At 58.5% G+C, this 12,679-nt stretch carries 10 protein-coding genes and 1 pseudogene; 6 read left to right on the top strand and 5 right to left on the bottom strand.

The window, feature by feature from the left end:
* The first annotated feature begins 182 nt into the window (after positions 1 to 182).
* Complete coding sequence (locus QMK52_RS11065; protein WP_005791669.1) at positions 183 to 842, top strand: YciC family protein; 660 nt, start codon at positions 183 to 185, stop codon at positions 840 to 842.
* Between the two features lie 41 nt (positions 843 to 883).
* A complete protein-coding gene (locus tag QMK52_RS11060; protein WP_320404084.1) occupies positions 884 to 1,972 on the top strand; it encodes an endonuclease/exonuclease/phosphatase family protein in 1,089 nt (362 codons plus the stop codon).
* 3 nt (positions 1,973 to 1,975) lie between these two features.
* Here QMK52_RS11060 and QMK52_RS11055 read toward each other — a convergent pair whose 3' ends face one another.
* Complete coding sequence (locus QMK52_RS11055; protein ID WP_320404083.1) at positions 1,976 to 2,743, bottom strand: hydroxypyruvate isomerase family protein; 768 nt, start codon at positions 2,741 to 2,743, stop codon at positions 1,976 to 1,978.
* A gap of 189 nt (positions 2,744 to 2,932) precedes the next feature.
* Here QMK52_RS11055 and QMK52_RS11050 point away from each other — a divergent pair, with 189 nt between their 5' ends.
* The 4 genes from QMK52_RS11050 (at position 2,933) to QMK52_RS11035 (ending at position 8,567) form a co-directional block, all read left to right on the top strand.
* The gene (locus QMK52_RS11050; protein ID WP_005791674.1) at positions 2,933 to 3,835 is read left to right on the top strand and encodes a GntR family transcriptional regulator; all 903 of its coding nucleotides are present in this window, start codon (positions 2,933 to 2,935) and stop codon (positions 3,833 to 3,835) included.
* 219 nt (positions 3,836 to 4,054) lie between these two features.
* Positions 4,055 to 6,511 (top strand): membrane-bound PQQ-dependent dehydrogenase, glucose/quinate/shikimate family, encoded by a 2,457-nt coding sequence (locus QMK52_RS11045; protein ID WP_005791676.1) that lies wholly within the window; start codon positions 4,055 to 4,057, stop codon positions 6,509 to 6,511.
* 330 nt (positions 6,512 to 6,841) lie between these two features.
* Complete coding sequence (locus tag QMK52_RS11040; RefSeq protein ID WP_005791677.1) at positions 6,842 to 7,579, top strand: TSUP family transporter; 738 nt, start codon at positions 6,842 to 6,844, stop codon at positions 7,577 to 7,579.
* Positions 7,580 to 7,610: 31 nt separating this feature from the next.
* Entirely contained in the window at positions 7,611 to 8,567 is a 957-nt protein-coding gene (locus QMK52_RS11035) for a TauD/TfdA family dioxygenase (protein WP_005791679.1), read from the top strand.
* Positions 8,568 to 8,651: 84 nt separating this feature from the next.
* Here QMK52_RS11035 and QMK52_RS27350 read toward each other — a convergent pair.
* The 4 genes and pseudogenes from QMK52_RS27350 to hrpB form a co-directional block, all read right to left on the bottom strand.
* A pseudogene (locus QMK52_RS27350) lies at positions 8,652 to 8,720 on the bottom strand (hypothetical protein); the annotation flags it as partial.
* A gap of 262 nt (positions 8,721 to 8,982) precedes the next feature.
* A complete protein-coding gene (locus QMK52_RS11030) occupies positions 8,983 to 9,408 on the bottom strand; it encodes a hypothetical protein (protein WP_005791680.1) in 426 nt (141 codons plus the stop codon).
* Positions 9,409 to 9,421: 13 nt separating this feature from the next.
* Complete coding sequence (locus QMK52_RS11025) at positions 9,422 to 9,994, bottom strand: hypothetical protein (protein WP_194439309.1); 573 nt, start codon at positions 9,992 to 9,994, stop codon at positions 9,422 to 9,424.
* Between the two features lie 128 nt (positions 9,995 to 10,122).
* Positions 10,123 to 12,633: an ATP-dependent helicase HrpB gene (hrpB, locus tag QMK52_RS11020; protein ID WP_194439311.1), complete on the bottom strand. Its 2,511-nt coding sequence runs from the start codon at positions 12,631 to 12,633 to the stop codon at positions 10,123 to 10,125.
* Between the last annotated feature and the right edge of the window lie 46 nt (positions 12,634 to 12,679).

Raw genomic sequence — 12,679 nt, 5'->3', positions numbered from 1 at the left:
GCGACCTCGTTAGATTGCCGATAAAAAATTCCGGTCCCGCCTGTGATCAGGCCGGGTGCCTTCCAGTTATGGGGATGTTACGAGTTGTTTCAATGGTCTTTACTCAAGGTTTACGTTTGCGCCCCTTTGGACCCTGATCGGTTAAAGTGTGGCCCTCTGCTTCCAGGCCTGTGATGACCCTGATGAATCCGTTAGACGTTTTGCGCGACTCCTTGCGTTTTACCCAGCGCAACCTGGGCGCCATCGTGCAGTTGTGCCTGCCGTTGGTGATCCTCGAAGCCCTGCTGCAACAAATACTGGACCACACGCTGGGCCCGGATGCGTTTCCCGGCTACAGCGTGGTCGTGGGTTTATTGGTGTACCCGCTGTACACCGGCGCCTTGATCCTGTTTCTCGACGCCCGCACCCGTGGCGAGTCGCCACGCACCAAGGATGTATGGGCCATGGCGCTGAGCCTGTGGCCGCGCTTCGCCTTGCTGACGGCCATGAGCACGTTGTTGATATTGCTCGGCCTGTCGCTGTATTTCCTGCCGGGCTTGTGGCTGATGGTGGTGTTGGCGTTTGCCGAATACCTGCTGGTGCTGCGCGGCATGCCGGCCCTGGAGGCGATGAAGGAAAGCTTTCGCCTGACCCGCGGGCATTTCTGGCGAATCCTGGTGTGCCTGCTGTGCGTGATGACGCCGTTGTGGCTGCTCAAGGGTGCCAGCGTGGCGGCGTATCCCGAGCCCGCGCCGCTGCTGGGGCTGTTGATGGACAGTGCGCACAGCTTCCTGCAGTTGTTTACCAGCGTGGTGCTGTTCCGTTTATTCATGTTGATCGGTGGCGACGCCGACGCGCGGTGATATGCTCCGTGCCTCTTCTGACACGCATATAAGCCGAGCCGATGACCCGTTTATTGCGCATCACCCTGTTGAGCCTGTTGATCATCGCCGGCCTGCTGGCCGCGCTGATCTACAGCCTGACCTGGCGCCCTGCCGACAAAGAAACCCTGCCCGTCAGCTGCGTGGCACCCCGTGCGCCGACGCTGCTGCCGGGGCAGGCGCTCAAGGTCATGACGTGGAATGTGCAATACCTGGCCGGCAAGAACTACGTGTTCTGGTACGACACCCCGGACGGCAGCGGCCCGGACGATCGCCCGACCGTCGAAGACATGGCCTTCAGCCTCGACGAAGTGGCCCGGGTGATCCGCGACGAACAACCCGACATCCTGCTGTTGCAGGAGCTCGACGAAGGCGCCAAACCGTCCCACTATCAGGACCAGCTTGCGCTGTTGCAGGAGCGTCTGGTCGACCTCTACCCGTGCAGCGCCCAGGCCTTCGACTGGAAGGCCGACTTTGTGCCCAGCCTGCATATCTTCGGCAGCGTCGGGCGCAAGCTGGCGACACTCAGCCGCTACCAGATCGAGCACGCCGAACGCCTGCAACTGCCGACCGCCGATGCCAACGTCATCAGCCGCCAGTTCCAACCCAAGCCAGCTCTGCTGCTGACATATCTGCCATTGAGCGACGGAGGCCAACTGGCGGTGCTCAACACCCGCCTGGACGGCGGTGCACCTGGGCGCAGCGCGGTGCAGGAGCAAGTGGCAAGCACGGTAAAACTGCTGGATAAACTCGAAGGTCGCGGCACACCCTGGTTGATTGGCGGGGATTTCAACCTGCTGCCACTGGGCCAGTTCCTGCGCCTGGACGCGAGCAAGCGCGGCCAGTACTCGCCGGACAGTGAGTTGCATCTGCTGTGGGACAAATACCCGATGATCCCCAGCAACAGCCAATCCAGTGGCATCGACCGTGAGAAATGGCTGACGCACTTCCCCAACGACCCAAGCCTTGATGGCCCGGACCGCACCCTGGATTACCTGTTCTACAGCTCGCGGATCAAACGCGTGGAAGCGAAGGTGCGGCAGGAAGATACATTGCGGATTTCCAATCACCTGCCAGTGATCGCCCGCTTCCTGCTGCCTGCCGCACAATAACCCCTAGGGTTTCAACGCCTGGGCCCGCAGCGGCTTAAGCCACTCAAGGCTTTCAACCGTGGTGCCGGATGGGCGGTATTCACAGCCGATCCATCCTCGGTAGCCACGCTGCTCCAGCGCCGCGAACAAGGCGGCAAAGTCCATGGTCCCGGTGCCCGGCTCATGACGCCCCGGGTTGTCGGCGATTTGTACATGGACGGTCCTGTCGTAAAACTGCGCCAGCACCCCGGCTGCGTCGCCGGTCAAAAGCTGGGCATGGTAAAGATCCAGAATCAGCCCGACACTCGTAAAGGTTTCCAGCACCTGTTGCGCCTTGCTGAAGTCAGACATGTAATAGCCGGGCATCGCCTGCGGGCAGATCACTTCAATAAGCGCGCGCAAACCCTGATCTTCGAGGTACTTGACCGCGTATTCCAGGTTACTTGCGTAGGCAGGCGCGCTCTCATCCTGGGGCGTGGTCACGCCAGACATGATGTGCACATCCGAGCAGTTCAGCGCCTTCGCATAGCGGGCCGCCTCGCGCAGCCCATCGCGAAATTCCTGCTCCTTGCCCTGCAAGGCAGCGATGCCTTTGGTAACACCTGCCGGAGCTGCGAACTGAATCAACGGCAGGTTGTATTGAGCCAGGTGATCGGCGAGCAGGCTGGCGTCAAATTCATAGGGCGATGGGAACTCCACCGCCCTGAAGCCGGCAGCGGCGGCGGCTTCGATGCGTTGCAGAAAAGGCAATTCGTTGAACTGGAAACCGAGGTGAGCATTGAATTTGAGCATGGGTAACTATCCATCCTGGGAATAAACAAATCATCAGCCTGGAGCCTCATTCGCGGCTCCAGCGCCACGCTATTGAAAGTGGTCAGTGCAAATACTCATGCTCTTCGTATGGTATTTTCCCACTCCAGTGCGGTGGGGGCATCTGCCCCGACGGGAACGGACTGAAGCTAACCATTCGGAATAAAACCTGTGATCAAGAAAGACCTCGCCCTGCAGTTGGCCCCACGCGTCATCGACATGGTTCGCGCCCGTTCGATGAAAGCCGGTGAGCCCTTGCGCGAGCAGACATTTGCGCAAGCGCTCGGGGTGTCGCGCTCGCCGATCCGGCGGGTTTTTGCCTTGCTCGCCGAGTGGGACCTTGCCATTCAAGAGCCCAATCGTGGCTATTTCCTCAAACAAGGTGCCGGGCAGATTCAGGAAGCCGCAGTCCCTTGCGCCAGCGATCCATTCGAGGACTTTTACCTGCGTGTGGTCGACGACATTCTGAGCGGAGAAATACCGGCGCACTTTTTCGAAGCGCAGTTGTTGCGACGCTATGAGGTGCCCCGGGGGCAGTTGCTCAAGGTGCTGAACCGGTTGGCCGGCGAAGCCATGGTGGAGCGTAAGCCAGGCCAAGGGTGGGGCCTCAAGGACTTCGTGCATAACACGCAGGCGCATATTCATAGCTACCGTTTCCGGATGGCCATCGAACCGGCGGCGCTGCTTGAGCCCGGTTATCAGGTCAATCACGCCGCGTTTGCCCAGGCCAGGCAACAGCAACAGGCCTTGATCGACGGCGAGATCCAGACCTTGTCCCGCGCGCAACTGTTCCAGCTGGGGGCCCAGTTTCACGAAATGATCGTGCAGTGCTCCGGCAATGTTTTTTTCATCGACGCCATACGCCACCAGAATCAGCTCAGGCGCTTTATGGGCTACAAGGCCAACATTGATCGCACGCGTCTTAAGGCGCAATGCCAGGAACACATCCATTTGCTCGACCTCATCGAGTCTGATCGGCGTGAAGAAGCCGCACAGTTTCTCTGGCGCCACCTGGATCAAGTCGGCCGACTCAAGACTGATCAACGCGCAGTGCCAGAAGAAAGCCAAATCTAGAGCACGTCACTGACTCCCCGTCAGTGCCGCAGCTTCGCCATCACCGCGCCCAATAACGGGCCAAGCAGCCTAGCACAATTGTTTCTAATCAAAACAGAATACAAAAAAATCACCAAACAGTTAATTTTTTCACTACATATTGTATTTCGTTACAACAATAGGCAATCATGCGCGCCGCTCGGACTCGGATCCGTATCGAATCGCACAGGGATGGTGGCCATGAACGAAAGGACGTTGGGTAGTGCAGCGGGAGTCTCAAACCTCTTGTTCGGGGTGTACAACACAGTGGTTGCCCTGCTTGGCGTGATGCTGGCCTATAAAGGCGGCGTGCTGATGGCCGCGGGCGGGTCACCCTATTACGCGATGATGGGCACCGCGCTGTTGTTATCGGCCATCCTCTTGGGCCTGAAAAAGTCCCTGGGCCTCTACCTTTATGGCGCAGCCTCCGTGGCCACCTATGCCTGGGCGGTGTGGGAGTCTGGTTACGATGGCTGGGCCTATATTCCACGCCTGGCCTGGCTGGCGGTTCTCAGCGTGCCGTTCCTGGCGTTCTGGCCCGTAGTACGGCGTGATTTTGCCAAGGTCAGAAAAAGTCATTACTTCACCATTATGGGTGTGCTGCCGCTGGTGATGGGGGCTACCATCCTGGTGCCGCTGTTCTTCCCGAAAAGCGTTCACCTTGCCGACTCGACGCTGGCCACCACACGCCCCGCCGCCGCCTTCAGCCGCAGTACCGTCGCCTCTCCAGACGGCAATATTGCCGCCTCACACACCGAGACCAACTGGACCGCCTATGCAGGCTCCAATCTGGGCAACCACTATTCAGCCGCGTCGCAAATCACGCCTTCGAATGTGTCGGGCCTGGTCAAAGCCTGGGAATACCACCACGGCGACGTGAAGCAACCCGGTGAGAAAACCAAGTACTTGAACGAAGCCACGCCGATCAAGGTGGGTAACTCGCTCTACACCTGCACCCCCAAGCAAATCATCATTTCCCTGGATGCCACCACTGGAAAGGAGAACTGGCGATTCGACTCCAAAGTCGACCCGGACTACTTCGCCAATGGCGGCGCCTATTGCCGTGGTGTCTCTTATTTCGAAGTCCCCAATGCCAGTGGCTTGTGCGCCTCGCGCATCATTTGGGGCACCAATGATATTCGCCTCGGCGCGGTAGACGCCCTGACCGGCCAGGCGTGCCCCGACTTCGGCAACGCAGGCTTTGCGGATTTGAAAGACGGGCTGGGCACTTTCAGAAAAGGCTCGACGGGTATCACGTCTGCCCCTCTGGTCATTCGCGGGGTGGTGATCACCGGTGGCCGAGTACTCGACTCGGATGTGCGCCCTGCCCCCTCGGGCGTGGTGCGCGCCTACGATGCAGTAACTGGCAAACAGAAGTGGGCCTGGGATTTGGGCCGGCCAGACACCAACGCCCCCGCGGGTAACAACGAGACCTACACCCTCAGCACCCCCAACTCGTGGGCACCGCTGTCGGCCGACGATGAACTGGGCCTGGTGTATGTCACCACCGGCAACGCAGCGGGCGACTTCTATGGCGGCACCCGCACAGCACAAGAAGACACGTTCAGCTCGTCCCTGGTCGCACTGGACGCCACCACCGGTAAAGTCCGCTGGCACTTCCAGACAGTCCACCATGATCTATGGGACTACGACCTGAGCCCGCAACCCAGCCTGATTGATTTTCCGACGGCTGCCGGGCCACGTCCGGCCGTGATCCAGGCGACCAAATCCGGCCAGTTGTTCGTGCTTGACCGCGCCACCGGCGAACCACTGGTGGATGTCGTGCAAGCTCCTGTCCCACAGGGCACCGCCCCGGGAGACTACACCGCAGCCACCCAGCCACTGTCCCCGGATATGCCGAGCACCATGGGGCGTCCATCGAAAACACCGGAAGTGCTGACCGAAGCCAATGCCTGGGGCCTGACGCCTTTCGATCAGATGCAATGTCGCCTCGAATTTCGCCAGGCACGCTACGAAGGGATCTTCACCCCGCCGGTCGTGGGCCAGCAAAGCCTGATCTTCCCCGGCCATCATGGCGGCTTGAACTGGGGCGGTGTGATGGTCGACCTCAAGCGAGGGCTGCTGATCATCAACAACCAGCGCCTTCCTTATATGCAGGGGCTGGTACCGCGCGAACAGCTCGACGCCATCAATGCCAAGTCGTTCCAGGAGTCGCCGGGCAATGCCCAAGGCTTCCGCGTCCAGGCCGGCCTGCCTTACGGCGCGATTAAAGATCCGTGGATGTCATCCCTGGACCAGCCTTGCATTGCGCCACCCTGGGGCTTTATCTCCGGTATCGACCTGCGCACTCGCGATGTCGTGTGGAGCCGCCCGTTCGGCACAGGCTATGACAGTGGACCTTGGGGGATCGCCTCCAAGATGCGCTTCGAAATCGGTACGCCGAGTGATGCAACCGGCGTGACAACCGCTGGCGGCGTGACGTTCATCGGTGCCGCTATTGACCGGTTCATGCGGGCTTACAACAGCGAAAGCGGTGAGCTGCTCTGGGAAGAACGCCTCCCGGCAGGCAATCAGGCTTCGCCCTTGACCTACATGAGCCAGGGTCGACAGTACGTGGTGGCGGTGGTTGGCGGTCATGACCGAATCCCAACCAAGTTAGGTGACAGCATCATCGCCTGGGCCCTGCCTGAGCAGTAAATCGAGTGCTGTAAGAGAGGCTCGCCATGAGCGTATCGGTGGGTAAAACATATACATGTTCTACCCCCCTCAGTCATGGCGTAGTTTCTGGCACGTATCGCATCACTTCAGAGTGATGACAGGCTAATGACTTATCGCAGGAAGTTTATAAGTAGCGGCGATCACTGCTGCCCTTTATTCACGTAGCAATACCCACTTCTACGCCAGATTCAAAGCGCCTGACTCTCTCAGCGCGCTCGCAGGCGATTGCGCCCGGTTTACTCACTCGATGAGAAGCCTGCGCATCGATATATACGCTTTACGCTTTATAAAATTGGATAGGAATTAACAATGCTCGAACTTTCTGATGGTTTGTATCTATTGGTGGGCGTCAGTTTTATTACGTCATTCATGACGGCTGCCATTGGCGTGGGCGGCGGAATTGGACTGCTTGCGGTTATGCCTCAATTCATCCCCATTTCTGCGGTTGTACCGGTTCACGGCTTGATTCAAATGGTCAGCAACGCCAGTCGATTCGCGTTTGATTTCAAAAGTGCAAAAGTGGAAATCCTGCCTAAATACGTTATCGGCTGCCTGGTCGGCGCGTTCATCGGTTACTTCTTCATCGGCAAATTTCCCGAGCAGTATTTATCACTGATTCTCGGCTTCTTCATCCTGGCCATCACCTGGACCAAGATCGTCGCACGCCTGGGTTTTATATTTAAAAACTTTGCCCTGGTGGGCTTTTTTCAAACCTTTCTTTCACTGTTCGTGGCCGTAACCGGTTTGATATCGCAGCCCATCCTGATGAAGATGAATATTAATAAAAACGAAGTAATTGTCACCCACGCCATGCAAATGAGCGTACTGCACGGGCTCAAGGTCGCCGCCTTTGTTATTGCAGGTTTCGCGTTCATGGATTACGCCAACCTGATCATCATCATGATTACCGCCTCTACATTGGGTTCGTACCTGGGCGGCTTTCTCAGAGACCGTATATCGCAGCGTGTCGGCGCAATGCTGTTAAAGGCAGGGGTGACGTTTTTTGGTTTGAAGATGATCTTCGATCATTTTTTCAACGGCCTGTAAAAAGTTCTTCCAATAAAACAAGGAGCGTGAAATGAGCATACGTAAGTTTGATTTTTTTGAAACCAAAGAAATCTCAACGTTTCTGAAAGAGCATGGATATTGCGTTATCAAGCCCCAAGACCACTCTCTGGAAGCCTTTAGAGAGACCGCCGGCAAGTTCGGGCTGATTCAGTTTCATACCAAGTCCGATGAACATGGCGTGGTGGGCGGTGGCGAACCGATCAACAAGGACTGGCAACGTTTCAAGGATGATTATCATGGCGAACTGTCGAGCGATTTTTTCCCGCATACCGATGGGTCGTTCTTGAATGGCATCGCCTACGTAGAGGGCACTGCGAAAAAAATCACGCCACCCAAATTCGTCATTCTCCAGTGCGTTTCAAAACCTGAATTTGGCGGCGACAACTTCCTGGTGGATGGGCAGAAAATCTACAATGACCTGCTTGCCAATAACGCCGAGACATTAAAAATATTGATGACCAGCGGCAGTGTCACTTACTGCCGCGACGACTTGTTGTCCATCGATTGCGCCGTCTTTGAAAAAATCGATGACGAAACGTTAAGAATTCGCTACCGGTATGACAGCACTGCGTTTATCCCCGAATGGGCCAACGCGGCGTTTAAATACATCCAGACCCACTACTCCACCAACGAGCGTTACATTACCCCCATCAGCCTTGAGCCAGGGGACATTCTGGTGATGGATAACCTGCGGGTCCTGCATGCCCGGCATAAATTCATCGATGGCAACCAGCAGAGAAAAGTAAGAAGGCTGTGGATCGCTGATGACGCGAGCACCACATTCAAGAACATCCTGGATCAGTCGCCGGTGCGCAGGGCCATGCTGCCCTTTCAGAACTACAATATTGCCCAGTCTGAAACCGCCGGGCATTCGTTTATCGAGTACACCTGCGGCATCCACGCCCAAGCGAGCAAATCGCTGCCAGACGCGCATAAGCAATTTGACAGTGCACTTGAAGCGCTTTAAGCCCTTCAAGACAACCTCCTTGCTGTGATTCAACGCTTTCAGGTAACCCCCCAGTCATCAAAACGACTGGGGAGTTACTTACACTCAAGGCTTTCTGGGTTTGATCCGGGCCGTCGCTTCGGCCACCAACGGGTCATCCGGCCAGTAATGCTTCGTACCACCTAGCACCTTCGACATTGACAGCGTTGTAGCCCCTGACTTACCGGGCTTATGAGGTTTGCGTGAGAAACACCGTTGACTGTCAATCACGCTATGACGGATTGACATTTGGAAAGGGGATTTTATAGAGGGTTGACACACCACGGCGCATAGCGAAGGGAGCTCAGACGGGAAAACATTGACATTCAAAAGCCAACCACGCCCCTCTGGCCCCAATACACCATGACGGCACAAGGCCCCTGACCGCGAAGACCGCTCACATTCCTGGGGGAATATAACCGGGGACATACCTGACATTGGTGCACTTGCCATGAAGAATTCGTCCATCTTCGATCAGGAACTGCGCAATCTTCTTTTGTTGATTGATCTTCGCCTGCAATTTGCAATCGGAACTGTGCCCGACTTGTTGATAGTGTTCGGTGTACACCATGCCATTACCGGTATGGGTCATTGATGTCCCGGCCGCTTCGGTGGTGGTCCAGCTCGCGGACTTGTACCAGGTCAGCACCGCCAAGGGTTCGCCGTTCGAACCGAGTTCCTTTTTCATCGAATCGGGTTTGCCGAACAAGTCCAGCGCTTCCTGCATATCACGCCCTTCCCAGCGGCTTTGCGCAATAGTGGAACAGCCAGTCAAGAGCAAGACGGCCAACAGAGTGGTTAACAATAAGCGTATGTAAGTCATTGGCTGTCCAGGCTTATTTATTCAGTTCGAGCAGGCTGTCGATGTTGTCCATCATCTGGCTCTTTTCCTGAATCGGTGCGAGTTTGAAGAACATCTGCTGCAGCATCTCGATCATCTGCAGGTATTCCATCTTGCCCACGGCGGCCATGTCGTTTTTAGCTCGACTGCCCGGCGCACAGGCAAACTTCAGCGCTTGCTGTACCCAGAACTCTTTCGGGGTTTGCCATTGATTGGCAACTTTCAGATGGCGCAGGGTGTAAGCCAGACGCTCGACGGATTGGCCATTGATAAAGCGCACTTTGCCCGTAGAGCACTGGGCTTCGAGGTTGTACACGTCGATCATTGGCTTGCCGGGCTCTTCATAAACCAGGGTCACCGCGACCATGGTCGCGCCTTTAGTTTTTTCAGAAGGCACTACCGACGTGGCATCGGCGACGTACATGATGTTTTTTTGGGCCACGCCGTTGCCGTAGATAATCCACCAGTCACCAATCGGATTGGGCTCTTCGGCATTTGCCGAATTGGAGGCAAACAGCAGCGCAGCCGACAAGAAGATCAACTTCTTGAACTCGAAGAGAAATGACATGGGCAGTTCCGTTCCTTGGGTACACGTTGCCAGGCAGCAACTTGTTATTGTTCGGGCCGCCACTTTAGGAGGCGGCTCGGACAGGCACAATTAGGGCGGATGGGCTAATGGCGCGCTGCCATTACTGCTCAGGTGCCTCGAGGTTTTGCCCGTGCTGTGGCTTCGGCCACCAACGGATCATCCGGCCAGTAATGCTTCGGATACCGCCCCTTCAAATCCTTCTTCACCTCGGCGTAGGTACTGCGCCAGAAGTTCGCCAGATCCTGCGTGACCTGCACCGGCCGCCGCGCCGGGGACAGCAGGTGCAACTTCACGGCCAGGCGCCCGCCGGCGATACACGGGGTGTCTGCCAGCCCGAACAATTCCTGCAAGCGCACCGCCAGAATCGGCGGCTGCTCGCTGTAGTCCAGGCGTACCGATGACCCCGACGGCACTTTCACATGCTGCGGCGCCAGCTCTTCCAGGCGTTGGGGCAATGGCCAGGGCAACAGGTTGTGCAGGTAGCTGGAAATATCCAGGTTGGCGAAATGGCTGAGGCGCGAGACCTTGCCCAGGTAAGGCATCAACCAGTGTTCGAGGCTGGCCAGTAGCGCCTTGTCGCTGATGTCGGGCCACTCGCTGGTGTTGCCCGCATCGAGTTGGCGCAGCAGCATCACACGGGCTTGCCACTGACGCAGTTCCGGAGTCCAGGGCAGCAGTTCCAGGCCTTTGCGGCGTACCAGGTTGACCAGCGCCTGGCTGCGGGCGGATTCGTCGAGGCCGGTCAACGGTTCGCGGCTGAGTACCAGTTCACCGACTTTGCGTTGGCGCTCGGCACGCAAGACGCCTTCGCGTTCGTCCCAGTCGAGTTGGTCGACATTGCACACTTGCTCGGCCAGCACCGTGTCGAACAACGCCGGGTCAAAATCTGCCGCCAGGTAGATGCGTTCTTCACGCTGGCCCTGGCGGCTGCCCAGGTCGGCGATCACCAGCCAGGGTTGTTTCATCAGGCTGTCGGCTTCGGCGAACAGCGCCGCGCGGCCATTGGCCAGGCGATATTCAGCGCCACCGGGGCGACGTTGCTGGGCGACGCGATCCGGGTAGGCCAGTGCCAGCAAGGCGCCTAGCCAGCGCGGGTGGTCGGGATTGTCCACCGGCTGGGTCGCCTTGCCGCGCAGGTAGCCACGGTATTGCCGTGCCAACTGCTTGGCGCGCTGCACGCCACCCTGAGTGCCGCGTGCGCGTTCTTCACCGGCCATCAACGCCAGGCGGCTGTGCAAGTCGGCACCGCCGCCGCGCAGGATATCGCGCTCGCCCAACAGGGCTGCCACGTCACAGGCCATGGCAGCCAGCCCCAGGTCCTGGCCACGCAATAACAGATGGGCAATACGCGGGTGGGCCGGCAGCTCGGCCATCTTCTGGCCATGGGCGGTGAGGGTTGCTTCGTTCAATGCACCCAGGCGTTGCAACAGCTCCTGAGCCTGGGCATAGGCGGCAGTCGGTGGGATGTCCAGCCAAACCAACTGGCTGGGTGTCACGCCCCAGCGCGCCAGTTGCAAGGCCAGCCCGGCCAGGTCGGCGGCGAGAATTTCCGCACTGCCATAGGCGGCCAAACCGTCATGCTGGTCTTCGGACCACAACCGATAACACACCCCCGGTTCCAACCGCCCTGCCCGACCGGCGCGCTGGGTGGCGCTGGCACGGGAGATGCGCTGGGTGTCGAGGCGCGTCATGCCGCTGCCCGGGTCAAAACGTGGCACCCGCGCCAGCCCGGCGTCGATCACCACGCGCACGCCGTTGATGGTCAGGCTGGTCTCGGCGATGTTGGTGGCCAGCACTACTTTGCGCTTGCCGGCCGGCGCCGGGTCGATGGCGGCGCGCTGGGCGTTGAGGTCCAGCTCACCGTGCAGGGGGCATAACAGCACATCCGGGCGATCACCCAGGGCCTCGGCCAGTTGCTGGTTGACCCGGCGAATCTCCGCTTGCCCCGGCAAAAATACGAGCACGCTGCCGGTCTCGTCATGCAGGGCTTCGAGGACGGTTTGCACCACGCGCGGCTCGATAAACTCACCGGCCTGGTACGGCCGGCCCCAGCGCATCTGCACCGGGAACATGCGCCCTTCACTGCGCAGAATCGGCGCGTCATCCAGCAAGCCCGCCAGGCGCTCGCCTTCGAGGGTGGCGGACATCAGCAGGATTTTCAGCGGCTGGTCGTCGCGAAACAGCTCGCGCCCGTTAAGGCTCAGGGCCAGCGCGAGGTCGGCGTCGAGGCTGCGCTCGTGGAATTCGTCGAAGATCAACAGGCCCACGCCATCCAATGCCGGGTCGTCCTGCAGGCGGCGAGTGAGGATGCCTTCGGTCACCACCTCGATACGCGTGTTGGGGCCGACTTTGCTGTCCAGACGAATGCGGTAGCCCACGGTCTCTCCGACCTTTTCGCCCAGTTCGCTGGCCAGTCTTTCGGCGGCGGCCCGTGCGGCCAGGCGCCGGGGTTCGAGCATCAGGATGGTTTGCCCGGCGAGCCACGGCTCATGCAACAAGGCCAACGGCACGCGGGTGGTTTTACCGGCACCGGGCGGCGCTTCCAGCACGGCTTCATGGCGATGCGCCAAGGCGTCACGCAGGGCGGGTAAAACATCATCGATCGGCAACGAATTCATAAGGGTTCTCTGGCAATCCGCGCAGTTAAGAGGCGTAACCGATCCG

Origin of the sequence: Pseudomonas sp. P9_2, from assembly GCF_034008255.1 — a bacterium.
In the GTDB taxonomy this organism is placed as follows: Bacteria; Pseudomonadota; Gammaproteobacteria; order Pseudomonadales; family Pseudomonadaceae; genus Aquipseudomonas; species Aquipseudomonas synxantha_A.
This window is presented reverse-complemented; position numbering and strand designations above follow the sequence as displayed.

Excerpts from the sequence above, each read along its gene's own strand:
- QMK52_RS11065 (WP_005791669.1), top strand. The coding sequence starts at position 183 with ATGAATCCGTTAGACGTTTTGCGCGACTCCTTGCGTTTTACCCAGCGC.
- QMK52_RS11060 (WP_320404084.1), top strand. The coding sequence starts at position 884 with ATGACCCGTTTATTGCGCATCACCCTGTTGAGCCTGTTGATCATCGCC.
- QMK52_RS11055 (WP_320404083.1), bottom strand. The coding sequence starts at position 2,743 with ATGCTCAAATTCAATGCTCACCTCGGTTTCCAGTTCAACGAATTGCCT.
- QMK52_RS11045 (WP_005791676.1), top strand. The coding sequence starts at position 4,055 with ATGAACGAAAGGACGTTGGGTAGTGCAGCGGGAGTCTCAAACCTCTTG.
- QMK52_RS11040 (WP_005791677.1), top strand. The coding sequence starts at position 6,842 with ATGCTCGAACTTTCTGATGGTTTGTATCTATTGGTGGGCGTCAGTTTT.
- QMK52_RS11035 (WP_005791679.1), top strand. The coding sequence starts at position 7,611 with ATGAGCATACGTAAGTTTGATTTTTTTGAAACCAAAGAAATCTCAACG.
- QMK52_RS11030 (WP_005791680.1), bottom strand. The coding sequence starts at position 9,408 with ATGACTTACATACGCTTATTGTTAACCACTCTGTTGGCCGTCTTGCTC.
- QMK52_RS11025 (WP_194439309.1), bottom strand. The coding sequence starts at position 9,994 with ATGTCATTTCTCTTCGAGTTCAAGAAGTTGATCTTCTTGTCGGCTGCG.
- hrpB (WP_194439311.1), bottom strand. The coding sequence starts at position 12,633 with ATGAATTCGTTGCCGATCGATGATGTTTTACCCGCCCTGCGTGACGCC.